Here is a 25763-nt window from a genome sequence, read left to right on the forward strand (position 1 = left end):
GATGGGTCCTCAGTCCTCGATGAATCCACGCACGTAGGCATCCATGGTGCCGGCGCAGGTGATCTTGTCGTCGTCCTTGAGATCGGAGTAGCGGGCGATCTCATCGAGGACGCTGGTGCCGGCTCGACCACAGGGGCATCCGTCGAGTTCGGCGATGATCTTGTCCCCGGAAATCGTTCCGCCCCAGCGTCCGTCGACGGTGGTGTCGAAGAAGGCCGCCCGGCCCTCGACCTGTCCGTCGGAGACCGGCGCCATCGACTCGCCGTTCTTGTCGAGCACGAAGAGGATCACCTCGGCCGGGACGTGGTACCGCCCGGACAGACATTTCGGCAGGCGCAGGTTGAGCTCCTGCATCGAGTAGTAGTGCAGGAAACGGGCAGGGTCGATGCTGAGCAGGCGGTAGATCTGCTCCTGGTAGTCCTCGGGCAGGGACATGCCTTTGAGGCCGCCACCGGTCGTCAGCGCGTTCTGGCCGGTGATGTCGCCGTCTTTGGCACCGATCTCCTTCAGGATCTCGGTCAGCCGGAACAGATTCGGGAACTGCGAGCTGAAGAAGAAGCGTTCGGAACGCCGGGCGAGGATCTGCTCGGCGAGGTAGTGCAATCGATCCTCGTTCTCCTGTTGACGCTGCGCTGCTCTCGCCTCGAATGCGGCGATCTCATCCGGTGCGGCAGTGCCGTCGGCCATGGCCCGGCGCATCGCCTGCAGCAGCGCCATGTATTTGTGGTGTCCGGCCGGGGCGGTGCTCGGTGGCATCGCGATACCGTCCGGCCTGCCGTACGTCTCGGCCAGCATGTCTTTCAACGCAACGTGCGCGGTGAGGCTGGTCTCCGGACCCACCGGGATGAAGTTCCAGATCTGTTGCGGCCGAACACCGAGGTCGGTCAGACAGTCGAACATGTTGGTCGAGTTCGTGTCGAGGTCGGTCCGGGTCTTGTTGAGGAAGGAACCCTTTCCGCTGGTCCCACTGGAACTCGACACCATGTGTCCCGCGGCTTCGAGGCGGCCGATCCAGCCATCGACGTCTTCGACCCCGTCGACGTCGACATCGGCCACCCGGTGGGTCGACAGCGAGTCGAGCCAGCGATTCATCTGGGACCACTTACCTTTGGCGATAAGCGATTCCGGGTAGCTCTTGTACGTCGTGTGCGGGAACAGCAGCGGGATGAGGTCTTCACGGGCCCGGATCTGCGTGATGCCTTCAGCGTCGGCACGCTGCCGCAGAACGGGCACCTGCTCGCGGCGCTCCTGGAAACGGGCATCGAGTTGCTCGACGACATCTCGTGGATTCGTGGTCACTGACATTGCTGCCTCCGTGGAAGGTGGAACGTGAAGAGAAAGGGGGGTACGGCGGACCGACTTCATTAACCATACCCGCGGGTAAAGTTTTATGTCCAGGGCTCGAGGTGGCAGACTTTCCCAGGTGACCTCGACCAACTCCGACACACCACCGGGCGGCCCGACCCGCAGCCGCGGTGGTCGGCCGACAAAAGCGCAGGCGGGCGCGCTCGATCGCAAGATTCGCCAGTGCGCTCTGGAGGAGTTCCTGCAGCACGGCTACGAGGGCACGTCGATGAACGCGATCGCCGCCGCGGCCGGAACCACCAAACCCTCGCTGTACGCCCGGTTCCCGACCAAAGAGGACGTGTTCCGTTCGGTACTCGGGTGGGCACTGCAGCAACACGATTGGCCGGAGCCCGAACCGCCGGCACCCGATCCCGACGACCTCGAGGCGGCGCTGACGGCCGTCGCTCGTGCCGCCGTCCGTCGCGCGACCAATCCGTCGATGATCAAGCTGGAGCAGATAGCCATCGCCCACGCGTCGCGCTATCCCGAAATAGCCCGTCGCACATTCGGAACCGGGTTCTGGCCGCGCAAGCAGTTTGTAGTCGAGCTACTCGTCCGGCACACCGCGACAGGATCGATCGAGGCCGACGACCCGGACATGCTCGCCGAACTGTTCCTCGGCCTGGTCGGCGGCCAGGCCCGACTGGCCTCGTTCGGCATCGTCCGGGACACCGCCGAGCAGGATCGGCACATCCGGGCCGCGGTCGCACTGTTCCTCCGCGGCCTGCGTCCTATGCCTTCGGGGTGACCGCCCGGATACAGAACTCATAAATGTGGTCGATGTCGGCCGGTGTGGGTTCGGTTCGACGCCACAGGTAGTCCGCGAGCATGCCGAGCGTGGCATGGGCGGCGAGCAACGCGTCGAAATCCGGGTCGGTGCTGCCGAGTTCGGCAAAGGGTTCGGTCAGCAACGACGCCATCGGGCCGTTGGCCGACACCGCGCCCTGCATGCTGTCACCGGCGAGACCACTGGCATTCCACGAGACCGCGCGGGTGGAATCGGCGGTATCCCCGATCGCCTGCGCGAGCACACCTTCGACCCAACGATGGACCTTGCCCTCGGGGCTCGGCTCCTTGCTCATCTGATGAGCGACGTACCGGCGCAAGCGTGCGGTGCCGTCCTCCAGTAACGCCGCCACGAGCGCATCCTTCGACGAGAAGTGCCGGTAGAAGGCCTCATTCGACAGACCAGCGGCAGAAACGATGTCGGCAACCCGGGGCCGGGACTCGGTGCCCCGCTCCTGGATGACACTGAGCGCGGCATCGAGCAACCGGCGCACCTCGGCCGCATAGTTGGCACCCCGCTTGGCCAGGCTGCGCTCGGCGATCCGGCTCGCCAGATCGTCGGCCGCGTCCTCGCTCATCTGTTTGTCCACAGCATCAAGATTAGTGCCCATCCGTCGGTGGGTACTCGGTGGTGACCTCCAGCAGTCGCATCGTCGGGGGCGGATCGGTCTGCTGCAGGTCCGACAACGTGAGCGCACCCGACCGCGCCGCAGCCATCATGCCCTTGAGGATCTGCTCGAGGTCGTCACCTTCCAACTCGTAGATCGCGACGTACGGACCGTCCTTGTCGACCGGCGCGAACCGCCGGACCGACACGATGCCGTCGATCGCGGTCATCTCGGGAAGGTGGACCTCGTTGTACCAGCGGTTGAACTCGGCATCGACATCCTCCGATGCCGGCCGGGATTCGACGTAGTAGATGCCCTTTGCCATATAGTGTTGCCTCTCAATTGTTTTCACCGACCACGGTCAGGGGGAACCGGGTCCCCTCACTGCGGCACACAGGCCGCCGTCCACCAGCAGGTCGGTGCCACTGAGGACGCTCGCCTCGTCCGACAGAGCAAAGGCAACGACGGATGCGAGCTCGGCCGCCTGCCCGAGCCGGCCCACCGGCGTCGTCCCGATCCACTCGGCGATCCGCGGATTGTCCGCCGCTTCCTGACGGCCCTGCGGGGTGTCGATGAGCCCCGGCGACACCGAGTTCACCCGCCCGCCCAGTGGCCCCAGACGAACAGCCTCTTGTTGCGCATAGCGCTTCACGCCGAGTTTGGCCACGGCGTAGGCCGCGCCCGGATGCTCGATCTTCGGCCCGAAGCTCTCCCGGATCCGGTCCAGGAACCCGGGTTCCAGCGGATGGTCGAGTATCTCCGCGGTGGCGGCGTCGATCTGGACCCCACCGATCGCCGGTGCCATCGACGCAAAGTAGACCCACGCCGTCCCGGCCGTGGTCAGCGACCGAAACGCCTCGGCAAGCCTTGCGGTCGCGACCAGGTCGACCGTGAAGATCCGGCGCCAGTCCGCCATCGTCGGCGAGATGCCCGCAACATGGGCGACCGCACGCAGGGTCCCGAGTCCGGCAACCCGGTCGGCAAGCCGCTGCACGCCGTCGGCATCGGTGATGTCGAGGACATGGTGTTCGACGACAGCCGCATCGGCCGACGACAGTTCCTCCGCCGCGGCTTTCACCGTGGCCTCATCGAGGTCGACGAGTACCAGCGTGTCGACCATCCCGGTCAGCCGGCGCGCACAGTCCAGCCCCATGCCGCGTCCGGCGCCGGTCACCACGCCAACAGTGCCCATCAGTGCGGCGCCCAGCACTGCTGCAGCGATGGCTCGGCTGCGCGGGTCACGAGTTCCATCCGAAAGCCGGTGTCGCTGCGCAGGAATGCGAAGAACAGTGAGCCGTCCGGACCCCCGCGGGTCACCTCGGTGACGTAGCCCTGTTGTACGAGGTCGGCGACGTCGGCGGCGACGTCGTCGGACCAGTAGCCGGCGTGATGGATGCCCGCCGGATCGGCCGGTTCCCAGAAGGTACCGGGAATACTGCGCACCACCTCCAGCCTGGGGGTGGTGATCGAGTACGCACACCGGACATCGACCGTCACCTCCCCGGTGGGCAGCGTGACCTCGATGGGAGCCCCGATCTCCGGGCCCCACTCGTAGCCGAGGAGCGACGACAACTGCGCCTTGGTCGCCTCCAGATCGTGCGTCACGATTCCGACGTGAAACAGGTCTTCAGCCTTCATGGGTGGTAACCGCCTTTCCGTGGGGACACCCTATTCGGAACGATCTTCACACAAACAAGAATTGTGTTCCGTCTCGCCAGAATGATATTCTCACACGGAACGAGGAGGCCGCCATGGCATGGGATTTTGAGACCGACCCGGAGTACCAGGCAAAACTGGACTGGGCCGATGAATTTGTCCGCGAAGAAGTCGAACCACTCGATCACGCGTGGCCGCATATGCAGTTCGTCCCGCTGGACGGGGGTCGACGCAAGGCGATCGACCCGCTCAAGCAGCGGGTTCGCGACCAGGGTCTGTGGGCCACCCACCTCGGCCCCGACCTCGGCGGCCAGGGTTACGGCCAGCTCCAGTTGGCCCTGCTCAACGAGATCCTCGGCCGTTCGTCGTGGGCTCCGATCGTCTTCGGCTGCCAGGCTCCCGACACGGGCAACGCCGAGATCATCGCCCACTACGGCACACCGGAACAGAAAAAGCAGTACCTGCAGCCACTGCTCGACGGCGAATGCTTCTCGAGCTACTCGATGACCGAGCCGCAGGCCGGTGCCGATCCGACACAGTTCAAGACCAGCGCGGTCCGGGACGGTGACCATTGGATCATCAACGGGTACAAGTACTTTTCGTCGAACGCCAAGACCGCCTCGTTCCTGATCGTCATGGTTGTCACCAACCCCGACGTGAGTGCGTACAAGGGCATGTCGATGTTCCTGGTCCCCACCGACACCCCGGGCGTGATCATCGAACGCAACGTCGGATTGTTCGGTGAGCCGATGGACGAGGGCACCCACGCCCTGATCCACTACGACAATGTCCGCGTCCCCGACAGCGCACTACTCGGCGGTGAGGGTCAGGCGTTCGCGGTGGCCCAGACCCGCCTCGGCGGTGGCCGGATCCACCACGCGATGCGCACGATCGGGTTGGCGCAGAGGGCGATCGACATGATGTGCGAGCGCGTGCTGAGCCGCGAGACCGCAGGCAGCCGCCTGGCCGACAAACAGTTCATCCAGGGCTACATCGCCGACTCGTACGCCCAGTTGGCACAGTTCCGGCTGTTCGTCCTCAACACGGCCTGGAAGATCGACAAGTACAACGATTACAAGAAGGTCCGCAAGGACATCGCCACCGCCAAGGTGGTCATGCCCACGGTCCTGCACGACATCGCTTGGCGCGCAATGCAAGTACACGGCGCCCTCGGTGTCACCAACGAGATGCCGTTCCTGACCATGGTCCACGGCGCCGCGGTGATGGGCCTGGCCGACGGTCCCACCGAGGTCCACAAGATGACCGTGGCCAAACAGGTCCTGCGCGACTACAAGGGCACCGAAGACCCGTGGCCCACCGAGTGGATTCCTCGCAAACAAGCCGAAGCCAAAGCCAAATACGCCGAATTTCTCGAACTCGAAGTGGGGAACCTCTGATGGATCTGATCAAGCTCGCAGACTGGATGGACGAAGCCGGACTGCCCGGCAAGGGCGAACCGCTCGACGCCAAGTTCCTCTCCGGCGGAACACAAAACGAGATCTACAAACTCACCCGCGGCGACAACGTCTCGGTGATCCGGATGCCGCCGCCGGGCGCACCGGCCAACCGCGATGAAGGCATCATGCGGGAATGGCGCATCATCGAGGCCCTCGACGGCACCGATGTTCCGCACACCAAGGCCATCGCCGCCTGCGCCGACACCTCGGTCCTGGGACGTTCGTTCTACCTGATGGGGTATGTCGACGGCTGGTCGCCGATGGACAACAAACAGTGGAAAGAGCCCTTCACCTCCGACCCCGAACTGCGAAAAGGCCTGGCGTATCAGCTCGCCGAAGGTATCGCACTGCTCTCGAAGGTCGACTGGAAGGCTCAAGGCCTGGGCGATCTGGGCCGGCCCGACGGTTTCCATGAGCGCCAGGTGTCTCGCTGGACCCGGTTCTTCGAGCGGATCAAGGGCCGCGAACTCGAAGGTATGACCGAGGCCACCGCGTGGCTCAATGCCCACAAGCCGCTCGACTTCATCCCCGGAATCATGCACGGCGACTACCAATTCGCCAATGTGATGTACAAGGAAGGCGCCCCGGCACAGCTGGCCGCGATCGTCGACTGGGAGATGGGCACCGTCGGTGACCCCAAGCTGGACCTGGCCTGGATGGTCCAGGGCTGGCCCGAGGACACCAACGCGCCCGAGGCCGCCACCGCCAGCTACGTCGATCTGTCCGGAATGCCCTCACGCGACGAGATGATCAACCACTACTCCAAGGTCTCCGGACGCCAGGTCGACGACCTGGACTACTACCTGGTCCTCGCCAAGTGGAAGCTCGCCATCGTCCTAGAACAGGGCTTTCAGCGCGCCGGTGACGACATCAAGTTGCAGTCTTACGGTCCGGTCATCGACACCCTGATGCGTTCGGCCGCCGACTTCGCAGAATCGAGCGACTACAAATCATGAGCACAACGACCGACGAGCTCATCTCAGAGCGGCGCGGCGCCGTCCTGATCCTGCGACTCAACCGCCCCGAAGCCCGAAATGCGCTCACCGGCAGCCTCCTTCGCGGAATCGGTACGGCCGCACTCGAAGCCGAAGAAGATCCGGAGATCCGCGCCATCGTCCTGACCGGTACCGGTGATCGCGCATTCTGTGCGGGCATGGATCTTCGTGCGTTCGCCGAAGGTGGAGACTTCTCCTCCGAGGGTTTCGAGCGCCTCGCCAGTGGCGCGCTGGCCGTCCCGGTGATCGGTGCCGCGAACGGCACCGCCATCGGCGGCGGCCTCGAACTGCTGCTCGGCTGCGACATCATCGTCTCGTCGACGGCAGCGAAGTTCGGACTCCCCGAGGTCAAGCGTGGCCTCTTCCCCGGTGGCGGCGGAACCACGATCGGTACCCGCATCCCGATGGGCATCGCCCTGGAGATGACATTGACCGGCGATCTGATCACGGCGCAGCGTGCGTACGAGATCGGCCTGGTCAATGCTGTTGCGTCGCAGGAGGATGTGCTCGACGTGGCGATCGGCTATGCCGAACGTGTCGCGGCCAACGCCCCCTTGGGCCTGGCCGCCTGCAAAGAGCTCGTCCGACTCTCGGTCTCGGACGCCGCCGCCGCCAAGACGCGGCTGGCCGAGCAACAGGCGATCGTCTTCAGCAGCAGCGACGCCAAAGAAGGCGCGATGGCATTCATCGAGAAGCGCGAACCGAACTGGCAAGGGCGGTAAGGCGTATGCGCGCAGCCGTGTGCCCGGAACCGGGTCCGCCGGAAATCGTTGAGGTTCAGGATATTCCGGCTCCATCTTTGAAAGCCGGTCAGGCCCGCGTGGCAGTTACCTGCGCCGCAGCGAACTTTCCCGACGTCCTCGTGATCGCCGGGGAGTATCAGGTCAAGGTCCCCACACCGTTTGTGCCGGGCAGCGAGTTCGCCGGCACCGTCACCGAGGTCGCCGACGATGTCACATCCGTGGCTGTCGGCGCCCGGGTGACCGGGACGGGCATCGTCGGTGCGTTCGCCGAAGAGGTCTGTGCCACCGCGGCCGGACTGAAGATGATCCCGGAATCGATCTCCGACGAGGTGGCCGCCGCGTTCGGTGTCGCCCACCGCACGGCCTACCACACGCTGCGCTCGGTGGCCCGCATCAAAGCGGGCGACCACGTGATCGTCCTGGGCGCCGGCGGCGGCGTGGGACTGGCGGCGGTGCAACTGGCCGTCGCCATCGGCGCCACCGTCACCGCCGTGGCCTCCTCGGACGAAAAACTGGCCGTGGCCAAGGATTACGGCGCAACAGCGGTGATCAACCACCGCAACGCCGACCTTCGCACCGCCCTGCGGGAGCTGGTCCCCCAAGGCGCCGACGCGGTCATCGACCCGGTCGGAGGTGACCAGTCCGAGCCGGCGCTGCGGGCGCTGGGCCGGGGTGGACGTTTTGTCACCATCGGGTATGCCTCCGGCACGATTCCGCGCATCCCGCTCAACCTCGTCCTCGTCAAAGGGGTACAGGTGCTGGGATTCCAGTTCCAGGACCTGCCGCCGGACGAGTACCGGCGCAACGAGGACGAACTCGCCGAACTCCTCGTCGAGGGCACCGCGGTCCCCCACATCGGGGCCACCTACCCCCTGGAGCAGGCGGCCTCGGCGCTACGCCTGGTGGCCGACGGTCAGGCCATCGGCAAGGTTCTGGTCAAGGTAGCCACTGCTTGAAATGTCTGCGTGACAATGACATCGGCGAAAGGCGAAGCATGAGCGAACAGTTACGGGAGCAGAAACGCGGCCGACGCATCGCCATGACACCGGAGGAGCGCGATGTGTTCCTGAACGCGAACCGCACCTGCCGGATGGCAACGAGCGGCGTGAACGGTGCCCCGCACATGTCAGCACTCTGGTACGTCTGGGACGGCGAGGCCCTGTGGCTCAACTCCCTTGTGAAAAGCCAACGCTGGACCGACATCGTTCGCGACCCGAGGGTGTCCGTGCTCGTGGACTCTGGTGACGACTTCTCCGATCTGTGCGGCGTGGAGATCATCGGCAACGCAACCCCGGTCGGTGAGGTCCCGAGGACCGGTGAGCCGATCGAAGAGCTCATCGCCCCGGAAGCAGCATTCGGAGCGAAGTACGCCGGTGGCAGGTTCGGCTACGACGGAAGGCATGCCTGGCTTCGGGTCGTCCCGACGAAGATCGTCAGCTGGGATTTCCGTAAGGCCGGGAAGTAGCCGCTGATGGCCACATCGTGCACATCGGACATCGAATCGGCGAAAGCGCGAACATCCGAGCCGTCCCCGGCCACAATGTTCACGTGAGCGGAGCAGCCGGGCGGCCCACACCGTCGTCGACACCCGTACGGGCAACGATGACGGTGGTTCCCGCCTTCGCCACCAACGATCAGCTCGTCGACGCAGTCCGGCTCGTGAAGCAGGAGCGCAGGCGAGCGCGAAGCCGCGACCTGCCCTACCGGCTGGCCGTCCTCGGCACCACCACCGCCGACCTTGTCGAACACGCCGGCGGCCTGCTGTTCGACCACATCATGGCGGGCTGGGTTGTCACCGTTCTGGTTCCATCAGACGCCGATCCGCGGCCGCTGCAGATACTCGGCACCCGGATACTCGACGTGGACACAGCCCTGAAGATGGATCTCGAGCCGTCACTGCGGTCACGACGCCACGGCCCGTGGCCGCACAAGGTCGTGATGTCGGGTGATGTATGTGCCCGCAATCCCCTCTTGCACAAGGGCGTTCTCCAATCCTTCGACAACGGCGACACCAACACGATGCTGTGGGGCCCCCGCCGGCCTGCTGTGCACGCCGACGACATCACGCCCGTCGAGCATCAACTCAGCAACGCAGCGCGCGCTTTCAAGGCACATGCGCTGGCCGCCACGTCGGCAGCGGACACCGAGGTCTCGCAGGTGGAATCCTTCACCGGCAACAAGGTACGCACCAAGGCTCCACCGGCACTTCATCTCGCTTGATCAGAGCACACCGACGCGACAACACCTGGGCCCCGACACAGTAAGTGTCGGGGCCCAGGTGAGTATTTGTCGTCGTGTCAGGCCGGAACGAGGTCCGACAGACCCTCCCACGACCGGGTCTTGCCGCAGCGGAACACCTCGGTGAGGCCGACCGCATCGGCGGGCAGAGATGCGGCGGCGAGCGCCTGCGCCTTGAAGGCCCGGGCGGCAACACTGAGACGGTGACGCACCGTTCCGATCCGGGTATCGAGCTCGGACGGCAGGCGATCACCCCAGAGCGTCACCTCGGTTTCACCGTCCTCGAGGATCTGCTGCACACCATCGCGCACCCGATCATCACGCTCGTAGAGCGATCCGGCGGTGACGACGGCCTGCGGATGGAATCCGAATCCCCGCCATTCGAAGGCCGACTCGAAGTCGACCGTCTGTGCGCCGAGGATCTGCAGGGCCCGCGCAGTCGGGTCGTCCTGCACCAGCACCGTGACATCCCAGCCGGCCATGCCGCGGTCGAACACCAGGCCGCCGGCGTACTTGATCACCTCATTTGCCGTCGGTGCAACGACCACCAGGCGGTACTTCACGAATTCGTCACCCGCCCGAAGTCCCTCGCCAGCGACTTTGCGTATTCCCTGAACACTTCCGTCAGTGGAAGTGATTGATCCAGCAGCCATGATGTTTCCATCCCATTGAGAAAGGCGACTATTTCGAAGGCCTTCAAATCTGCATCGAAGTCCGAGCGGTACCTACCATCGGCCTGTCCGCGCCGGATACCAGCGGCAACGGTGCCAATTGCGGCGTGATACCTGGCGAGCAGGCGATCATGCAGCGGCGCATCCGGTTCGAGGTTCTCCATCTGGAGCACCGCGAACGTTCCTATCAGTTCCGGGGACCGTTCGAATCGCTCGGCGACCCTCACGATCCCTTCGAGCAGATCGCCTTCGCGATCGGCATGTTGGTCGTCGTCGGCATCGCGCATCTCGAGAACCGCATGTAGGAGCTGTGCCTTGGACTCGAAATGGTGGAGCAAACCGGCGGAGCTGACGCCGGCTTCGGTGGCGATCTGCGACAGAGTCGTATTGCGCCACCCGTTACGTGCGAGCAACCGTTGCGCGACGTCGAGAATCTGTCGCTTGCGCTCCTCGCCTTTGACGAGAAGAGCTTCGTAAGGTCGATCACTCGCCACTGATGTCCTTCGCTCCAGCCAACCAACTGAACAGATAGTAGGTTGGATTCACCGATGTGACAAGAGTCTCACCAAATTTGATGTGGGTTGCAGATCACAGACCGAGCGATTTGGCGATGATCACCTTCATGACTTCGCTTGTGCCTGCATAAATGCGTGCAACCCGGGCATCGAGGTAGAGCCTGGCGATGGGATATTCGGCCATGTATCCGTACCCACCGAACAGCTGCAGGCACCGATCGACGACTCTCGCCTGGACTTCGGTGCAAAAGAGTTTCACCCGTGCGGCGTCAGAACCGGACAATTCGTCGTCCACCAGATCGAGGACCGCGCGGTCGACCATCGCCTGTCCGGCCTCGATCTCGGCCGACATGGCCGCGAGTTCGAACTTGGTGTTCTGGAACGAACTGACCGGCGTACCGAACGCCTTGCGTTCTTTCACGTACTCGATGGTGGTCGTCACGGCCGCCCGCGCCTGGGCGATCGAACCCACGGCCACGGTGATGCGCTCCTGCGGCAGGTTCCGGCCGAGGTAGCCGAACGCCTTGCCTTCCTCACCGAGCAGGTTCGACACCGGCACCCGGACATTGTCGAAGGACAGTTCTACGGTGTCCTGGACCTTGCAACCCATCTTTTCGAGCACCCGGCCGCGTTCGAAACCTGGCATGCCGTCCTCGACGACCAGCAGCGACAGACCGCCACGACGGTTGTCCGGATCGGTCGATGTCCGGGCCAGGACGATCACCAGGTCGGCGAGCAATCCGCCGGTGATGAAGGTCTTGGCACCGTTGAGCACATACTCGTCGCCTTCGAGCACGGCGTTGGTGCTCACGCCTGCGAGGTCGGATCCGGTGCCCGGTTCGGTCATCGCGATCGCCGACAGCAGCGTGCCCTTGGCAAGCCCCGGGAACCAGCGGGTCCGCTGGTCCTCGTTGGCGTACTCGAGGAAGTACGGGAGGATGACGTCGAGCTGGGTCCGGACGGTGCTCAACGTGACCAGCGCTCGCGCCGCTTCCTCCTGGAGGATGACGTTGTAGCGGTAGTCGCGCAGGCCGGCGCCGCCGAACTCCTCGGGGATTGCGATACCGAGCAGTCCGAGCGATCCGAGTTCGGCGAAGATCTCGCGCGGCATCTGACCGGCTTTTTCCCAGGCCGCGTACTCCGGAACGATGCGCTTGCCGATGAAGTCGCGCGCCAGCGCCCGGAACTCCTCATGGTCCTCGGTGAATACTCCGCGTCTCATATCGCTTCCTCTCTCACGAAACCAGTTCGACGAGGGTGGCGTTGGCAGTGCCGCCGCCCTCACACATGGTCTGCAGTCCGTACCGGATTCCGTTGTCGCGCATGTGATTGATCATGCGGGTCATCAGAATCGCCCCCGAACCACCGAGCGGGTGACCCAGGGCGATCGCACCACCGAGCGGGTTCAGCAGGGCCGGATCGGCACCGATTTCTGCGAGCCAGGCCATCGGGACCGGAGCAAATGCCTCGTTCACCTCGAACACGCCGACCTCGGACAGCTTCACGCCCGCCTTGTCGAGGACCTTCGCGGTCGCCGGGATCGGGCCGGTGAGCATCAGCACCGGATCATCACCGACGACGGCACCGGCGGTGTACCGCACCAACGGCTTCAAACCCAGCTCGCGCGCCTTTTCCGGGGTCATCACCAGCAATGCCGCTGCGCCATCGGAGATCTGGGACGAGTTGCCGGCATGGATCACGCCGTCTTCGGCGAACGCGGGCTTGAGGTTGGCCAGCTTTTCGACCGTGCTCCCCCGCCGGATACCCTCGTCGGCGGTGACGACACCGTCGTCGGTCGGGGTGGCGACGATCTGGGACTCGAACGCGCCGGCATCCTGCGCTTTCGCGGCCCGCTCATGGGAGAGCACCGAGAACTCGTCGACGGCGGTCCGGTCGAAACCCCACTTCTGGGCGATCTTCTCGGCCGAGATCCCCTGGTTGAAGGCAAAACCTTCATAGCGGCCAAGGGCTTTGGGCCCATACGGCGCGCCGGTCGAGCGGGCCGCACCCAGCGGCACGCGGCTCATCACCTCGACACCGCCCGCGACGACGACGTCCTGCTGGCCCGACATCACTGCCTGCACCGCGAAGTCGAGTGCCTGCTGGCTCGATCCGCACGCCCGGTTGATCGTGACCCCGGGGATCGATTCGGGCCATCCGGCGGCCAGGACCGAATACCGGCCGACATTGCTGGACTGGTCACCGACCTGCGAAACACAGCCCCACACAACATCATCGATGATCTCCGGGTTCACACCGCTGCGCTCGGCGAGGGCCGTGAGCACATGAGCCGAAAGATCGACCGGATGAACGCCGGCCAGTCCGCCGTTCCGTTTTCCGACTGCGGTACGAACCGCCTCGACGATGACAACTTCGCGCATCTACTTCTCCACTTCGGTGTTCTGTGATGACGGCCGGGGCACAGCCCACTGGCCGGTGAATTCCGGTGTTCGCCGCGCGCTGAAGGCGGCAAACGCCTCCTGGGCGTCGCGGGTCGCAAAATTGGCGGCCTGCGCGCGGGCCTCGTTGGCCAGCGCATCGTGCAACGTGCGATCGGCGCCCTCGTTGAGCAAGGCCTTCGTCTGTGCCAGCGCGATCGGCGGTCCGGCCGCGAGCCGGCCGGTGAGGTCGTCGACGAAAGCATCGATCTCCTCGGCGGCGACCACCCAGGTGACGAGGTTCAGCGCGCGGGCCTCGGTGGCATCGATCTGCTCGGCCAGCATCGTCAGTCGTTTGGCCTGTTGCAGGCCCACGAGTTTCGGCAGCAGCCAGGAACCACCTAGGTCCATCGACAATCCCCGCTTGACGAAGATCTGTGAAAACGTCGATCCCGGTGTGGCGACCACAAAGTCACAACCCAGCGCCAGATTCCAGCCCGCACCCACCGCCACCCCGTCGACCTTGGCGATCGTCGGCATCGGGAGGTTGTGCAGCAACTCGGCGACCGCGGTGAGGTTACGCAATTTGTATGTCGGATGCGTCGGGTCGGGGGTGGCGATGTCGGCGCCCGAGCAGAATGCACCACCGGCCCCGGTGATGACCAGCGCCCGGACGGTGCGATCGTCACCCGCGGCGATCAGCGCGTCCCGCAACGCGATCCAGAGTTCGCGACTGATCGCATTCTTGCGGCGCGGCCGGTTCAGGATGAGGGTCCGGACCCCGTCGCGATCATCGCACAGCAGTTCTGGCTCAGCGTTCATACGCCGGACCGACCGCACCCTGTGCCCGTAGTCCCACCAGATCGTCCTCGCCGACACCGACGTCGGCCAGGATCTTCTCGGTGTGCTCACCGAGCCCCGGTACCGCACCCATCGGCGGATCGAAACCCGAGATGATCGGGGGTGGCAGCAACGCCGCGATCGGACCGTTCGGAGTGTCGATGTCGCGCCAGCGGTCTCGTTCGGAGAGCTGCGGGTGCGCGATCACCTCACTGGGCAGGTTGTACCGGGCATTACCGATACCCGCCTTGTCCGCGATGCTCTGGATCTCGGACAGATCGTGCTCCGCGCACCAGGCTCCGACGGCCTCCTGCAGCACGTCCCGGTTGGCCACGCGGCCGCTGTTGTTCGCGAACCTGGAGTCGTCGGCGAGATCATCACGGCCGATGATCTCCCGCGCCAGACGCTGCCACTCGCTGTCGTTGGTCGTACCCAGGACCACCGTCTGCCCGTCGGCGGTGGCGTACGAACCGTACGGCGAGACCGCGGGCGAACTCATGCCCAGCGGCTGCTGGTCGACCCCGGAATGACGGGTGTAGTTCAGCTGGTAACCCATGACCTCGGCTGCGGTGTCGAAAAGACTCACCTTGACCTCGGCAGAACCCTTGCCCTCCGCAACGCGCCGGTCCCGCGAGTACAGCAGCGCGATGATCGACAGAGCGGCATAGAGACCGGTCGAGACATCCGCCACCGGCGGACCGGGTTTCGCCGGTTGACCGGGGAATCCGGTCACGGCGCAGACGCCGGCCTCGGCCTGGACCAGCAGATCGTAGGCCCGCTTGTGCGACAACGGACCACCACTGCCGTATCCGTCGATCTCGACCGCAACCAGATTCGGATGGCGCCGTGCCAGCTCGTCCCCCGACAAGCCGAGCCGTGCAGTCGCCCCTGGCGCGAGATTCGACACCAGCGCGTCGGCCCGGTCGAGCAACCGGTGCAGCAGATCGATCCCGGCCGCCGACTTCAGATCCAGGGTGACCGATTCCTTGCCACGGTTGGCCCAGACGAAGTGGGCGGCTTGGCCTTTCACCACATCGTCGTAGTGGCGGGCGAAGTCACCGCCCTTCGGATTCTCGACCTTGATCACCCGGGCCCCGAAATCTGCCAGGGTCCGGGTGCACATCGGGGCCGAGATGGCCTGCTCGAGCGTCACCACGGTGACACCGGCGAGCGGGCCCGCCGACTCACCGGCGTCCGGCCGGTCAGCGGCATCCGAAAGGTCAGCGGAGCTCATCACATCACCATGCCGCCATCGACCGGCAAGACCTGACCGGTGACAAACGACGAGGCATCAGAGGCGAGAAACAGGAACGCGCCGGCGATCTCTTCCGGTTCGGCCCAGCGCCGCAACGGAATCCGGTTGAGCATGTTCTCGGCGAACTTCTCGTTGGTGCGGATCGTCTTGGTCATCGGCGTCGCGGCCAGTGGGGCCAGCGCGTTGACGAGGATCTGCTTGCGCGCCAGCTCACGCGCCAGCGACTTCGTCAGACCGATGATGCCGGCCTTCGCCGCCGAGTAGTTGACCTGCCCCAGTGTCCCGGTGATACCGGCAGACGACGTCACGTTGATGATCCGGCCGGTGCCGTCGGTGGGGAGGTACCGCAACGCCGCCTGGGAGCAGTTGAAGGCGCCTTTGAGGTGGATGTCGAGCATCCGCTGGAACGACTCCCCGGTCGTGTCCTTGAACATCGCGGGCGCGGTGACCCCGGCATTGTTGACGACGATGTGCAGAACTCCGTCGGCGAGTGCGGCCGCCGCCGACGCAGCCGCGTCGGCACCTTCACGATCACTGACGTCGAGCTCGAATCCCTCTGCCTTGCCGCCGGCCTCGACGATGCGCTTGGCAACCAACGTGGCCGCCTCACCGTTGATATCGGTGACCAGAACGGCGGCACCGGCGGCGGCAAACGCTTCTGCCACAGCCGAACCGATGCCACCGGCTGCGCCGGTGACCAGGGCCGACCGTCCGGTCAGATCGAACATTCCAGTTTTGACGCTCATCAGTAGCTCCTCGGCATTCCCAAAGTATGTGAACCCAGATAGTTCAGGATCATCTCCTGGCTGATCGGGGCGATCTTCATCAGCCGGGCCTCGCGGAAGTACCGCGCGACGTGGTACTCCTCCGAGTAGCCCATACCGCCGTGCGTCTGCAGGGCCCGGTCGGCCGCATTGAAACCGGCTTCAGCACAAAGATACTTTGCGGTGTTTGCCTCACGGCCACAGGGCTTTCCATTGTCGTAGAGCCAGGTTGCCTTGCGCAGCACCAGTTCTGCGGCATCCAGATGGGCCAGCGCGTCGGCCAGCGGGAACTGGATTCCCTGATTCATGCCGATCGGCCGATTGAAGACGATACGTTCGCCGCCGTACTTGACGGCCTTGTCGAGGGCGACACGTCCGATACCGAGGGCTTCCGAGGCGATCAGCATGCGCTCCGGGTTGAGTCCGTCGAGCAGGTACTTGAAGCCCTGGCCCTCTTCTCCGACGCGATCCTCGATCGGGATCCGGAGATCATCGATGAACAACTCGTTGGAGGTCACCGCGTTTCGGCCCATCTTCGGGATCGGCCGGATCGTCACCTTGCTGCGGTCGAGATCGGTGAGGAACAGCGTCATGCCGTCGGTCTTCTTCTCGACATCTTCGTACTTCGTCGTCCGGGTCAGCAGCAGGATCTTCTCCGACTCCATCGCCTTGGAGATCCACACCTTGCGGCCGTTGACGACATAGCTGTCACCTTCGCGCTTGGCGAAGGTGGTGATCCGCGAAGTGTCCAGGCCGGCACCGGGTTCGGTGACGCCGAAGCAGACATGTAGGTCACCGTTGACGATGCGTGGCAGGGTACGGGCCTTCAGTTCATCGGATCCGTGCACAACGACCGGATGCATACCGAAGATCGACAGGTGGATCGAACTCGCGGCATTCATCGCGCCACCGGAACGGGACACCGCCTCGAGCAGCAGCGTCGCCTCGGTGATGCCCAGACCGTGACCGCCGTATTCCTCCGGCATGGTCATTCCCAGCCAACCACCGTCGGCGATAGCTTTGTAGAATTCTTTCGGAAACTCGTGCGCGAGATCCTTTTCCATCCAATACTGGTCATCAAAACGACTTGCCAGCTCGGATACCGACTTGCGGATCAGTTCCTGATCCTCGGTCAAATCAAAGTTCATTCCGGTGGACACAACGCATTCCTTCCGATCTTTTCCGTCTCGTGCCGATTTCCGCATCGAGTCACGCCTGCCGCTGCATGCAGGAGAATTCGCCGTTGCGGGAGGCCGGATTCCGACCCCCCGCGACGACGACATTCTGGCGCTCAGTTACCCGATCAGTCAGAAGCGGGCAGCGGCTTGGGGCTCTTGATACTCAGTTCGGCGCCATCGACGCTCAACGACCCGGTGCCCGCGGACGTGCAGAGCAACTCGATCGTGTCACCCGCGTCGACATAACGCTTTCCGAGAAGTGTTACCGGAGAGCTGCCGTCACCGGCGATCTTCGCCGCGGTGGCAGCGGGCACCATCGGTGCGCCGCCGCAGGCGACCACCACGTCCGAGGCCGGCGCCTTCACCACCACGACGCGGGTCGCGCAGCTGGTACTTGCCAGCTGATCACCGGGGCGCAACGGCGTGCTTTGCTGAGTCATCGTGTACATCCTTTTCGACGAGAACCTTATCGTTGGGAGAGAGCTGTTCGGAGAGGTTGCTGAAGTCGAACGCCTGCCGGGCCAGCCAGAACCGCAGGAACTCCGTGAGGGAGTAGCGCAAGAACACCGCCGACCCGACAACAGCCAGCGAGATACCGATCAGTGCGATGACGATCGCATCGCGCTGCTCGAGCGGACTCGCGGTGCCATGCGACATGAAGTAGGCGATGATCGCCAGCACCGGGCCGATCACCATCAGCGCGAGGCCGATGCGCAGCCAGAGCTGCGACCGGCCGGTGGCCGGATCGGCGATCTTCAGCTCGGACAACTCACGGGTGAAGCGATCGGCGCGGGATTCGGATGAGGTCATGAGGAACTTCCTAGGTAGAGGGCTGCCAGTTCTTTTCGGAATTCGTCGTCGGGACGACCCTGGTGTTCGACCCGTCCGCGGACTAGCACCGCGGCATGGTCTGCATAGTCGAGAACGGCCGCCGCGAACTGCTCGACAACCAGTACGGCGACACCCTGCCGGGCGATCTCCGCCACCTGCTCATAGAGCTCGGCGACGATCAGGGGCGCCAGCCCCATCGACAACTCGTCGAGCAACAGCACCGCGGGATCGGTTGCCAGACCCCGGGACAGGGCCAGCATCTGCTGCTCACCGCCGGACATCGTGCCGGCGGTCTGCGTTGCCCGCTTGCCCAGAATCGGGAAGCGACTGAACGCGATCTCTTCGATCTCCGCGCGCGAACGCCCGGTGAAGGTCATCATCTGCAGGTTCTCCCGGACCGTCAGGTTCGGGAACACGCCGCGACCCTCGGGGATCAGGCAGACACCGGCGCGGGCCACATCACCCAACGCCATTCCGGTGGCGTCTCGTCCGCCGAGAATCAGCTGACCCGATTTGACCGGGTGGTTGCCGGCCGCCACGTTCAGCGTCGTGGTCTTGCCGGCACCGTTCGGTCCGAGCAGGGCGACCACCTGTCCGGCGGAGACGCTCAGATTGATGCCGTGGAGGACCGAGATGGCGTCATAAGCCGCCCGGACGTCCCTCAGTTCCAACATTGGAGTCATGCTTCCGTCCCCAGGTATGCAGCCAGAACCTTTTCGTCTTTACGGATCACATCGGGCGGACCCGATGCGATGATCTTGCCGAGGTCGAGCACGAACACCTGGTCACAGACTTCCATCACCAGCTCCATGTCGTGTTCGACCAGCAGGATCGCCGCACCGCGGTCGGCGATCGTACGGAGTAGGAGCGCGAAGCGTTCCGTCTCCTCGGGATCCTGCCCGGCCGCGGGTTCGTCCAGCAGCAACAGACTCGGTTTGACGGCGAGGGCTCGCGCCACCTCCACCAAACGTCCCATACCCGTTGGCAACTCGTCCGAACTCACGTCGGCGATGTCCTGCAGACCGAGCCGTTCGACGATCTCGTCGACGACCTCCGTGGCGTTGCGACGATGGGGACCGAGCTCCGCAGCAACCAGCAGGTTGTCGCGAACGCTCAAGCGCCCGAACAGTTCCAGTCGCTGGAACGTCCTTGCCAGACCACGACGGGCCCTCTTCGAGGGACCTTCGCGCGTCACATCATGGCCATCCATCACCACCGTGCCGGTCACCGGCTTACGCAGCCCGGTGACCACGTCGAACAGTGTGCTCTTGCCGGCACCGTTCGGCCCGATCAAGCCGGTGATCTTGCCGGCCTCCGCCGACAGCGCAACGTCTTCCAGCGCCCGGTGGCCACCAAAGGCCACCGTCACGCCACTAACCTCGAGTTGCAATGGCATGGTCCAACACCTCCTCGTCCTCGGCGCGCCACGGGCGCTTGAGCCCCCACCACTCGACCGGGATGTCTTCATCCACAATCGACCCATCTGAGCCCAAAGTGTCCGAATTCGGGAATTCCGGATCGTCCGGATCGATGATCGGGGCGGGCTTGAGCGCCGCCCAGACCTGCAGGGCAATCACTCCGGCGACGATCCCGAAGAAGAAGATCCAGCCATCGAACACGTCGCCGAGTCGCAGTGCCCAGAGCAGCACGAACCAGCTCAGGAATGCCGACACCGCAATGCGATCGGCGAAGATCGGATCCCACTGCTTGCGCATCTGCGGGATCGCACCCGAACTCAGGATTCCGCCGGCGAAGGCGATACCCGCCAGACCCGGGATCACCTGGACGAGATCGGCGGAATCCGGCCAGATCATCACCACTGCGACAAACGGACCGGCCAGCATGAATCCGGTGAAGAACCCGGCGCCCACCGAGCCCAGACCCGCGATGGTCGCGATCAGGAACAGCGGCAGTCCGGCAACAAAGTTGAACTGATCTGCGGTGACCGACTGCAGTTGCATCCCGTACAGGGCGCCGCCGAGACCGGCGATGCCGGCACCGAGTGCGAAGACCGCAACCTTTGCGGTCAGCAGATTGCCGCCGAGCGTGGCGTAGGCCGCCTCGCTGTCACGTTGCGCGATGAGCCTGCGGCCGTAACGGCTCCGGCGAACCAGTGCCACGACGAGTGTCGCCAGGGCGAGGAAGATCGCCGAGAGGATCGTGATGCGGGCCGTGGTGTCGAAATGGAATCCGAACAGGTTGGGCCCCACCAACTCCACCGAACCCTGGTCGAAGATCGTGATCTCCGCACCGAAGACGTTGAACGCCGGGAGGGTGAAGATCCAGCGATCCATGATCACCGCGAACGCCGCTGTTCCCAGGGCCAGATACACCCCCGAGAGCCGGAGCGCCGGGATCGCGACGATCGCACCCGCGATCGCCGACACCAGCACCGTGGCGATGAGCGCCCACCACTGCCCGCTGCCACCGAAGTAGGCGCAGGCAGCCGCACCAATACCGGCCATCGTCAACTGGCACAACGAGATCTGGCCGGCAAAGCCTGCGAGCGGGACGAACGAGAGAGCGATGATACTCATCGGGAAGATCAAGCCGAAGCTGATCAGATCACCCTCACTGAGGACTGTCGTCAGGACCACCGCGAACACGACGATCGCCACACCGAAGATCACGGTGCCACGCACGGTCGGCAACGGGACCTTGGTCAGGCGCCGGTCGCGGCCACGGAGCCGGCCGTGCGGGAACAACAGCAGTGCCAACAGCAACAGGAGCGCAGGCGCTGCCAGACGCAGACCCGGGAGGTACTCGTTCTGTGGCAGGTAGCCGGCGAGATAGGCCTCCATGCAGCCGACCACGATCGCGCCGACGAAGGTCATCGGCAAGCTCTTGAGCCGCCCGAAAATCGCTGCGGCGTAGGCACTGATGATGAGCAACGAGAGCTGCATCGCATCGAGGGCCACCATCGAGGCGATCAGGATGCCACCGATCGCCGCCAGCTCGGTGCCCAGGATCCACGCCACCCGGTTGGCCCGCACCGGATTCGCTCCGGTGAGGCCGACCAGTCCCCTGTCGTCCACGGTTGCCCGCATCTCGGTGCCGATACGGGTGTTGAACATCAACACCCGCAGGCCGATCGCCACTGCAATCGCCACCAACATGGTCACCATCTGATGCCACGTGATGGTGGCCGAACCGATGTGTATCGGAGACTGGTCGGCGAAGAACCGGGGAATCGACTTGGCGTCGTTCGGATCCCACACCCACCGGGCCAGGGCGATCAGACCGCTCAACAGAGCGATCGTCATCACCATTTTCTCTGCCTCACCCAATCGTTGGACCGGGCGCATCGCCAGTTCGACAAGGATCGCAAACCCCGGTGCCAGGACACCGAGAATGATGATCAGCGAGAGCCATACCGGCACACCCCATCCGATGGAGAGTTGCCAGTACGTGAACGCGGCGAACATGCCTGCCGCGCCATGCGCGAAGTTGAAGACGCCGGTGGTCGTGTACGTGAGTACCAGACCGCTGCCGATCACTGCGTAGATCGCAGCGGTCGTCAGTCCAACGATCCCGAAGGTGAGGAATTGGTCCATTACTTCACATCACTCATGCTCTTACCAACATCGGCCAGGGTCATCGGGGCTCCGTAATCCTTGGTGTATTTGTAGGGCTCTTCGCAGCGGTAGAACTCGCCGTCGGCAGCACCGATGTCCACAGACTCCCAACCATCGGCAGTTGTCTTCTGTACGTTGAAGCAGCCGTTCGGCGGAGTGGGTGACGAGATGTTCACCGGAGCGTGCAATCCACCTCCGGTCCAGGCGGTTTCACTCTTGGCTGTATCCACCAGGCAGGTCCGGGTGAGATCTTCACCGCAGGCTGCAGCGGACTTGGCGAAGAGCAACCACGAGGAGATCGCGCGGATCGCCGGCAGGGTTATCTGGGTGTCCGAAGAGTACTTCGCCCACAGTTCGTTGAGCTTCTCCATCGCGGGAACATCGCTCTCGATCGGCGCATTGCCGGTGAGGTCGAGGTAGTTGTTCTGCTCGGTGGCAGAAGTGCCGGCGAGCTCGATGAACTGGTCGCCGTAGGCGTTGTTGTTGGTATCGATCCAGTCGAGCTTGTAGTCGATACTGGTGAGCACACTCTCGAGCTTGGCCAGCTGCTTGTAGTCACCGTAGAAGATGAGGCCCTTGACGCCCTTGCTCTTCATGGACTGCGCGTACGGAGTCCAGTCCGAAACACCCATTGCCGGGTACAGGTCGTTGTAGACCAGTGTGCCGCCTGCCGCGGTGGTGGCTTCTACGGCCTGTTCGCCGAGAACCTTCGTCACGGGCGAGTCGCCGTTGATGATGCCGACCGCACCCTTGGAATCGGGGTGGGCCTCGTTGATCAGCCAGCTCCGGAACGCGTAGTACGGGTCGTAGCCCGGTGTCAGGGCCGGATCGGCCGAGATCTCGAGTTCTGCACCCACCGACTGAGTCTGCGACGTCTGGGCCGGGAAGCTCGGAAGCGTGCAGTTCAGGCGTTCTTTGACGCCGAGCCCGTCGAGTGCGCTGCCGCCACCGACGAGGGCGAAGTCCTCACGGCATGCAGCGATCATCTGCTGGCGCACCTCCATGAGCTTGCTGTCCCGGGTGTTGGCGACGATCTTGCGGCCGTTGATACCGCCGAGGTCGTTGCACCACGAGGTGAACACCTTGGCCGCGTCGACGAACTCCGAGTTCTTGGTGAAGCCCACATCGGAGAACACCCCGACCTTGATCTCTGAGTCGGTGACCCCCTGCGCCGTGGAGCCCTTCGGCGACCCCGACGTGCAGACGTCGGACAGGTCACCGAATTCGCCCGATGCGGCGGCGGCCGCAGTCGTGCCACCGCCCCCACCTTCTTCGGCCCCGGTTTCACTGCTGTCTCGGCCACTACAGCCGGCAATGAGCACCGTGACCGCCATCAAGGCGATCAGCATGCGTTGTGGTTTCACATTGTTCCTCTCGACTACGTCCGTTCCGTCTTCGGATTAGGGAGATCCGAGACGGGTTGTGGACCCTGCCCACAGCGGATGGATTTGCACGCCGTGGGCTGTGACGCTTCCGCTAGTAGGAAACTAGCTTCTCCCATTTGAAGAATCAAGATTTTGTAGGATGCAGGTCACACCTTACTGAAACTGTGACCATCGGCAAACCGGACAAGATATGCACCCGGCGGACCGCCCTCCGCCCATTTATCCTGGTGAGCGGCCCAGGCGACCAGACGCTCACGGAAGTGGCCAAGTCAAGGACCCCGCAGACGGACCAAACCACCCATCACAGCCCCCAGGACCACCCGAGTCAGGGAATTCTTCGGCAGGATTGACTAACCGAGCGGTTCATGGAAATCTAGGTATTCGAAAGTGAGAACGTGATTCTCCGACTGAATGAGAGGAGGTGGTGGATGCGTCTGCCCCCGCTACCCGCGGACCAATGGGACGAGACCGTCGACACTGCCCTGAAAGGCATGTTGCCCAAGTGGCGCAGGAATCCGGAGAACGCCGGGACGATCCTCGCCACCCTGGTACGGCATCCAGCCCTGACACAGGCGTACCTCGGCTTCAATGTCTACATCTTGTTCAACTCGACCCTGCCGGCACGCCTCCGCGAACTGATGATCCTGCGGATCGCAACCGTCGCGAACTGCGACTACGAGGCGCACCACCACATCGAGCTCGGCAAGCAGGCGGGTTTGACCCCGGAAGAGATCTCCGCAGCAGCCCGCGGCGAGGGACTCAACGACTTCGACAGCGTGGCCCTGCGCTCAGTCGATGAACTGAATCAGCACTCTCGAATCTCTGACGAGACCTGGGCGGAACTGTCCGACCACCTCGACGAAAAGCAGCGGATGGATCTCGTCTTCACGGTCGGGTCCTATCGAATGCTCGCAATGGCTATCAACACTTTTGACGTACAGCTCGAACAGGAAAGGTAAATCATGGCCCACTTTGAAAAACCAGCTGCAGGCAGCTGGACCGAGCACTGGCCGGAACTCGGCACCGCACCGGTTGATTACTCGGATTCGACCGACCCCGAGTTCTACCAGGGCGAGATTGACGCCATCTTCAAGAAGAAGTGGGTCAACATCGGACGCGTGGAGCGCATCCCCCGCAAGGGCAACTACTTCACCCGCGAAATCGCGGCTCTGGGAACCTCGCTCATCATCGTGCGTGATTCCGAGGGCAAGGTCCGTGCCTTCCACAACGTCTGCCGTCACCGCGGCAACAAGCTGGTCTGGAACGACTTCCCGAACGAAGAGACCTCGGGTACCTGCCGCCAGTTCACCTGCAAGTACCACGCGTGGCGCTACAGCCTCGAAGGCGACCTGACCTTCGTCCAGCAGGAGGGCGAGTTCTTCGACCTGGACAAGAACGACTACGGCCTGGTCTCGGTCAACTGTGATGTCTGGGAAGGCTTCATCTGGGTCAACATGGACAACGACGCCAAGCCGTTGGATGAGTACCTCGGCCGGCTCGCCAAGGGCGTCGAGGGCTACCCGTTCCATGAGATGACCGAGGTCTACAGCTACAAGTCGACGATCAACAGCAACTGGAAGCTGTTCATCGACGCCTTCGCCGAGTTCTACCACGCTCCTGTGCTGCACCAGAAGCAGGCGACCAAGGAAGAAGCCGAGAAGTTGCTGCACCACGGCTTCGAGGCGCTGCACTACGACATCGACACTCCGCACTCGATGATCTCCACCTGGGGAGGCATGTCGCCGCCCAAGGACCTGAACATGGTCAAGCCGATCGAGCGCGCCCTGCGAAGCGGCCTGTTCGGACCGTGGGATCGTCCCGACATCGAGGGCCTCGATCCGCTCCCCGAGGGCATCAACCCCGGCAAGGCAAAGCCATGGGGCATCGACGAGTTCGAGTTCTTCCCGAACATGTCGCTGCTGTTCTGGGCGCCGGGCTGGTACCTGACGTACCACTACTGGCCCACCGCGGTGAACCAGCACGTCTTCGAGGCCAATCTCTACTTCGTGCCCGCCAAAACCCCGCGTGAGCGCCTGGCACAGGAACTCGCCGCGGTCACCTTCAAGGAGTATGCGTTCCAGGACGCCAACACCCTCGAAGCAACGCAGACGATGCTCGCCACCAAGACGGTCAGCGACTTCCCGCTCTGCGACCAGGAAATCCTCCTCCGCCACCTCCACAAAGTGGTCAAAGACGAAGTAAGGGAGCACAAAAATGCCACAGCTACCAAGTGATTTCGCTGATCTAGAGAAGTTCTCTGACTGGATCCTGGCCACCGAGCAGGAGCGTTACGCAAAGCGTCTCGACTCTTCGATGGACGAGATGCAGGAGTTCTACGACGCCGGCATGGAGCGCATCGAAGCCGCGCTCGACTACTGCGACAAGTTCGATCTGTACGAACTGCCGGACGACGTCCGCGCACTCATGTACCTGTTGCAGTCGCTCATCATGGTGTCGTTCCCGATCGAGGTCTGGAAGCAGCCCCGCGTGCTCGACAGCGGTGCGGCGTGGGTCGAGACCGTGAAGCAGCCGGTGTTCTGA

The 25763-nt window shown here is 63.9% G+C and carries 29 protein-coding genes; 10 read left to right on the forward strand and 19 right to left on the reverse strand.

Going from position 1 to position 25763, the window contains the following annotated elements:
- Positions 1-9: 9 nt before the first annotated feature.
- Positions 10-1305, reverse strand: coding sequence for a tellurite resistance TerB family protein (locus tag AC51GT_RS23110; protein ID WP_496330301.1), 1296 nt, complete (start codon positions 1303-1305; stop codon positions 10-12).
- Between the two features lie 118 nt (positions 1306-1423).
- Between AC51GT_RS23110 and AC51GT_RS23115 the strand changes: the two genes are divergently transcribed.
- Positions 1424-2095 (forward strand): TetR/AcrR family transcriptional regulator, encoded by a 672-nt coding sequence (locus AC51GT_RS23115; RefSeq protein ID WP_496330302.1) that lies wholly within the window; start codon positions 1424-1426, stop codon positions 2093-2095.
- Here AC51GT_RS23115 and AC51GT_RS23120 read toward each other — a convergent pair.
- The 4 genes from AC51GT_RS23120 to AC51GT_RS23135 are packed head-to-tail and all read right to left on the reverse strand — an operon-like array spanning position 2079 to position 4379.
- Positions 2079-2711 (reverse strand): TetR/AcrR family transcriptional regulator, encoded by a 633-nt coding sequence (locus AC51GT_RS23120; RefSeq protein WP_496330303.1) that lies wholly within the window; start codon positions 2709-2711, stop codon positions 2079-2081. The two genes, AC51GT_RS23115 and AC51GT_RS23120, sit on opposite strands and share 17 nt — an antisense overlap.
- A 22-nt stretch (positions 2712-2733) precedes the next feature.
- The gene (locus tag AC51GT_RS23125; RefSeq protein WP_496330304.1) at positions 2734-3066 is read right to left on the reverse strand and encodes a hypothetical protein; all 333 of its coding nucleotides are present in this window, start codon (positions 3064-3066) and stop codon (positions 2734-2736) included.
- A gap of 36 nt (positions 3067-3102) precedes the next feature.
- Entirely contained in the window at positions 3103-3933 is an 831-nt protein-coding gene (locus tag AC51GT_RS23130) for an SDR family oxidoreductase (protein WP_496330305.1), read from the reverse strand.
- Positions 3933-4379: a VOC family protein gene (locus AC51GT_RS23135; RefSeq protein WP_496330306.1), complete on the reverse strand. Its 447-nt coding sequence runs from the start codon at positions 4377-4379 to the stop codon at positions 3933-3935. The genes AC51GT_RS23130 and AC51GT_RS23135 overlap by 1 nt, the downstream gene beginning before the upstream one ends.
- 113 nt (positions 4380-4492) lie before the next feature.
- Here AC51GT_RS23135 and AC51GT_RS23140 point away from each other — a divergent pair, with 113 nt between their 5' ends.
- The 6 genes from AC51GT_RS23140 (at position 4493) to AC51GT_RS23165 (ending at position 9812) form a co-directional block, all read left to right on the forward strand.
- Positions 4493-5794 carry an acyl-CoA dehydrogenase family protein gene (locus AC51GT_RS23140; RefSeq protein WP_496330307.1) on the forward strand — a complete coding sequence of 434 codons (1302 nt, stop codon included), beginning with the start codon at positions 4493-4495 and terminating at the stop codon, positions 5792-5794.
- Positions 5794-6810: a phosphotransferase family protein gene (locus AC51GT_RS23145; protein ID WP_496330308.1), complete on the forward strand. Its 1017-nt coding sequence runs from the start codon at positions 5794-5796 to the stop codon at positions 6808-6810. Before AC51GT_RS23140 ends, AC51GT_RS23145 begins: the two co-directional genes overlap by 1 nt.
- Positions 6807-7571 carry an enoyl-CoA hydratase-related protein gene (locus AC51GT_RS23150; protein WP_496326479.1) on the forward strand — a complete coding sequence of 255 codons (765 nt, stop codon included), beginning with the start codon at positions 6807-6809 and terminating at the stop codon, positions 7569-7571. The genes AC51GT_RS23145 and AC51GT_RS23150 overlap by 4 nt, the downstream gene beginning before the upstream one ends.
- Before the next feature lie 5 nt (positions 7572-7576).
- The gene (locus tag AC51GT_RS23155; RefSeq protein ID WP_496330309.1) at positions 7577-8548 is read left to right on the forward strand and encodes an NADPH:quinone oxidoreductase family protein; all 972 of its coding nucleotides are present in this window, start codon (positions 7577-7579) and stop codon (positions 8546-8548) included.
- 38 nt (positions 8549-8586) lie between these two features.
- Complete coding sequence (locus AC51GT_RS23160) at positions 8587-9057, forward strand: pyridoxamine 5'-phosphate oxidase family protein (protein ID WP_496330310.1); 471 nt, start codon at positions 8587-8589, stop codon at positions 9055-9057.
- An 83-nt stretch (positions 9058-9140) separates the two neighbouring features.
- Complete coding sequence (locus AC51GT_RS23165; RefSeq protein ID WP_496326476.1) at positions 9141-9812, forward strand: hypothetical protein; 672 nt, start codon at positions 9141-9143, stop codon at positions 9810-9812.
- 77 nt (positions 9813-9889) lie between these two features.
- On the opposite strand, the gene AC51GT_RS23170 is transcribed toward AC51GT_RS23165, so the two are convergent.
- The 14 genes from AC51GT_RS23170 to AC51GT_RS23235 all read right to left on the reverse strand — a co-directional run bounded on the left by AC51GT_RS23170 (position 9890) and on the right by AC51GT_RS23235 (position 23186).
- Positions 9890-10393: a hypothetical protein gene (locus AC51GT_RS23170; protein ID WP_496326475.1), complete on the reverse strand. Its 504-nt coding sequence runs from the start codon at positions 10391-10393 to the stop codon at positions 9890-9892.
- Positions 10390-10995 (reverse strand): TetR/AcrR family transcriptional regulator, encoded by a 606-nt coding sequence (locus tag AC51GT_RS23175; protein WP_496326474.1) that lies wholly within the window; start codon positions 10993-10995, stop codon positions 10390-10392. Before AC51GT_RS23175 ends, AC51GT_RS23170 begins: the two co-directional genes overlap by 4 nt.
- 94 nt (positions 10996-11089) lie before the next feature.
- Positions 11090-12238, reverse strand: a complete 1149-nt coding sequence (locus AC51GT_RS23180) for an acyl-CoA dehydrogenase family protein (RefSeq protein WP_496330311.1) — start codon at positions 12236-12238, stop codon at positions 11090-11092.
- Between the two features lie 13 nt (positions 12239-12251).
- Positions 12252-13397: a thiolase family protein gene (locus AC51GT_RS23185; RefSeq protein WP_496330312.1), complete on the reverse strand. Its 1146-nt coding sequence runs from the start codon at positions 13395-13397 to the stop codon at positions 12252-12254.
- A complete protein-coding gene (locus tag AC51GT_RS23190; protein ID WP_496330313.1) occupies positions 13398-14216 on the reverse strand; it encodes an enoyl-CoA hydratase/isomerase family protein in 819 nt (272 codons plus the stop codon). It abuts the gene before it with no gap.
- Positions 14206-15468 (reverse strand): CaiB/BaiF CoA transferase family protein, encoded by a 1263-nt coding sequence (locus tag AC51GT_RS23195; protein ID WP_496326470.1) that lies wholly within the window; start codon positions 15466-15468, stop codon positions 14206-14208. Before AC51GT_RS23195 ends, AC51GT_RS23190 begins: the two co-directional genes overlap by 11 nt.
- Positions 15468-16235 carry an SDR family NAD(P)-dependent oxidoreductase gene (locus AC51GT_RS23200; protein WP_496326469.1) on the reverse strand — a complete coding sequence of 256 codons (768 nt, stop codon included), beginning with the start codon at positions 16233-16235 and terminating at the stop codon, positions 15468-15470. The genes AC51GT_RS23195 and AC51GT_RS23200 overlap by 1 nt, the downstream gene beginning before the upstream one ends.
- Complete coding sequence (locus tag AC51GT_RS23205) at positions 16235-17401, reverse strand: acyl-CoA dehydrogenase family protein (protein WP_496326468.1); 1167 nt, start codon at positions 17399-17401, stop codon at positions 16235-16237. The genes AC51GT_RS23200 and AC51GT_RS23205 overlap by 1 nt, the downstream gene beginning before the upstream one ends.
- A 155-nt stretch (positions 17402-17556) precedes the next feature.
- A complete protein-coding gene (locus tag AC51GT_RS23210; RefSeq protein ID WP_496330314.1) occupies positions 17557-17871 on the reverse strand; it encodes a hypothetical protein in 315 nt (104 codons plus the stop codon).
- The gene (locus tag AC51GT_RS23215; RefSeq protein WP_496326466.1) at positions 17837-18241 is read right to left on the reverse strand and encodes a hypothetical protein; all 405 of its coding nucleotides are present in this window, start codon (positions 18239-18241) and stop codon (positions 17837-17839) included. The genes AC51GT_RS23210 and AC51GT_RS23215 overlap by 35 nt, the downstream gene beginning before the upstream one ends.
- Positions 18238-18945, reverse strand: coding sequence for an ABC transporter ATP-binding protein (locus tag AC51GT_RS23220; RefSeq protein ID WP_496326465.1), 708 nt, complete (start codon positions 18943-18945; stop codon positions 18238-18240). Before AC51GT_RS23220 ends, AC51GT_RS23215 begins: the two co-directional genes overlap by 4 nt.
- A complete protein-coding gene (locus AC51GT_RS23225; protein WP_496326464.1) occupies positions 18942-19658 on the reverse strand; it encodes an ABC transporter ATP-binding protein in 717 nt (238 codons plus the stop codon). The genes AC51GT_RS23220 and AC51GT_RS23225 overlap by 4 nt, the downstream gene beginning before the upstream one ends.
- Entirely contained in the window at positions 19636-21816 is a 2181-nt protein-coding gene (locus AC51GT_RS23230; protein ID WP_496326463.1) for a branched-chain amino acid ABC transporter permease, read from the reverse strand. The genes AC51GT_RS23225 and AC51GT_RS23230 overlap by 23 nt, the downstream gene beginning before the upstream one ends.
- The gene (locus AC51GT_RS23235) at positions 21816-23186 is read right to left on the reverse strand and encodes an ABC transporter substrate-binding protein (RefSeq protein WP_496330365.1); all 1371 of its coding nucleotides are present in this window, start codon (positions 23184-23186) and stop codon (positions 21816-21818) included. The genes AC51GT_RS23230 and AC51GT_RS23235 overlap by 1 nt, the downstream gene beginning before the upstream one ends.
- Before the next feature lie 464 nt (positions 23187-23650).
- Between AC51GT_RS23235 and AC51GT_RS23240 the strand changes: the two genes are divergently transcribed.
- The 3 genes from AC51GT_RS23240 to AC51GT_RS23250 are packed head-to-tail and all read left to right on the forward strand — an operon-like array spanning position 23651 to position 25763.
- A complete protein-coding gene (locus AC51GT_RS23240; protein ID WP_496326462.1) occupies positions 23651-24181 on the forward strand; it encodes a carboxymuconolactone decarboxylase family protein in 531 nt (176 codons plus the stop codon).
- Positions 24182-24184: 3 nt separating this feature from the next.
- The gene (locus AC51GT_RS23245; protein ID WP_496326461.1) at positions 24185-25456 is read left to right on the forward strand and encodes an aromatic ring-hydroxylating oxygenase subunit alpha; all 1272 of its coding nucleotides are present in this window, start codon (positions 24185-24187) and stop codon (positions 25454-25456) included.
- A complete protein-coding gene (locus tag AC51GT_RS23250; protein WP_496326460.1) occupies positions 25437-25763 on the forward strand; it encodes a hypothetical protein in 327 nt (108 codons plus the stop codon). Before AC51GT_RS23245 ends, AC51GT_RS23250 begins: the two co-directional genes overlap by 20 nt.

It is taken from the genome of Williamsia sp. z34 (assembly GCF_059553395.1).

Bases quoted from the DNA above. Each gene is read 5' to 3' on its own strand.
- AC51GT_RS23205 (WP_496326468.1), bottom strand. From the start codon at position 17,401: ATGAACTTTGATTTGACCGAGGATCAGGAACTGATCCGCAAGTCGGTA.
- AC51GT_RS23210 (WP_496330314.1), bottom strand. From the start codon at position 17,871: ATGACTCAGCAAAGCACGCCGTTGCGCCCCGGTGATCAGCTGGCAAGT.
- AC51GT_RS23240 (WP_496326462.1), top strand. From the start codon at position 23,651: ATGCGTCTGCCCCCGCTACCCGCGGACCAATGGGACGAGACCGTCGAC.
- AC51GT_RS23215 (WP_496326466.1), bottom strand. From the start codon at position 18,241: ATGACCTCATCCGAATCCCGCGCCGATCGCTTCACCCGTGAGTTGTCC.
- AC51GT_RS23220 (WP_496326465.1), bottom strand. From the start codon at position 18,945: ATGACTCCAATGTTGGAACTGAGGGACGTCCGGGCGGCTTATGACGCC.
- AC51GT_RS23150 (WP_496326479.1), top strand. From the start codon at position 6,807: ATGAGCACAACGACCGACGAGCTCATCTCAGAGCGGCGCGGCGCCGTC.
- AC51GT_RS23145 (WP_496330308.1), top strand. From the start codon at position 5,794: ATGGATCTGATCAAGCTCGCAGACTGGATGGACGAAGCCGGACTGCCC.
- AC51GT_RS23250 (WP_496326460.1), top strand. From the start codon at position 25,437: ATGCCACAGCTACCAAGTGATTTCGCTGATCTAGAGAAGTTCTCTGAC.
- AC51GT_RS23180 (WP_496330311.1), bottom strand. From the start codon at position 12,238: ATGAGACGCGGAGTATTCACCGAGGACCATGAGGAGTTCCGGGCGCTG.
- AC51GT_RS23135 (WP_496330306.1), bottom strand. From the start codon at position 4,379: ATGAAGGCTGAAGACCTGTTTCACGTCGGAATCGTGACGCACGATCTG.
- AC51GT_RS23195 (WP_496326470.1), bottom strand. From the start codon at position 15,468: ATGAGCTCCGCTGACCTTTCGGATGCCGCTGACCGGCCGGACGCCGGT.
- AC51GT_RS23120 (WP_496330303.1), bottom strand. From the start codon at position 2,711: ATGAGCGAGGACGCGGCCGACGATCTGGCGAGCCGGATCGCCGAGCGC.
- AC51GT_RS23225 (WP_496326464.1), bottom strand. From the start codon at position 19,658: ATGCCATTGCAACTCGAGGTTAGTGGCGTGACGGTGGCCTTTGGTGGC.
- AC51GT_RS23125 (WP_496330304.1), bottom strand. From the start codon at position 3,066: ATGGCAAAGGGCATCTACTACGTCGAATCCCGGCCGGCATCGGAGGAT.
- AC51GT_RS23235 (WP_496330365.1), bottom strand. From the start codon at position 23,186: ATGCTGATCGCCTTGATGGCGGTCACGGTGCTCATTGCCGGCTGTAGT.
- AC51GT_RS23110 (WP_496330301.1), bottom strand. From the start codon at position 1,305: ATGTCAGTGACCACGAATCCACGAGATGTCGTCGAGCAACTCGATGCC.
- AC51GT_RS23155 (WP_496330309.1), top strand. From the start codon at position 7,577: ATGCGCGCAGCCGTGTGCCCGGAACCGGGTCCGCCGGAAATCGTTGAG.
- AC51GT_RS23185 (WP_496330312.1), bottom strand. From the start codon at position 13,397: ATGCGCGAAGTTGTCATCGTCGAGGCGGTTCGTACCGCAGTCGGAAAA.
- AC51GT_RS23245 (WP_496326461.1), top strand. From the start codon at position 24,185: ATGGCCCACTTTGAAAAACCAGCTGCAGGCAGCTGGACCGAGCACTGG.
- AC51GT_RS23190 (WP_496330313.1), bottom strand. From the start codon at position 14,216: ATGAACGCTGAGCCAGAACTGCTGTGCGATGATCGCGACGGGGTCCGG.
- AC51GT_RS23140 (WP_496330307.1), top strand. From the start codon at position 4,493: ATGGCATGGGATTTTGAGACCGACCCGGAGTACCAGGCAAAACTGGAC.
- AC51GT_RS23200 (WP_496326469.1), bottom strand. From the start codon at position 16,235: ATGAGCGTCAAAACTGGAATGTTCGATCTGACCGGACGGTCGGCCCTG.
- AC51GT_RS23160 (WP_496330310.1), top strand. From the start codon at position 8,587: ATGAGCGAACAGTTACGGGAGCAGAAACGCGGCCGACGCATCGCCATG.
- AC51GT_RS23130 (WP_496330305.1), bottom strand. From the start codon at position 3,933: ATGGGCACTGTTGGCGTGGTGACCGGCGCCGGACGCGGCATGGGGCTG.
- AC51GT_RS23230 (WP_496326463.1), bottom strand. From the start codon at position 21,816: ATGGACCAATTCCTCACCTTCGGGATCGTTGGACTGACGACCGCTGCG.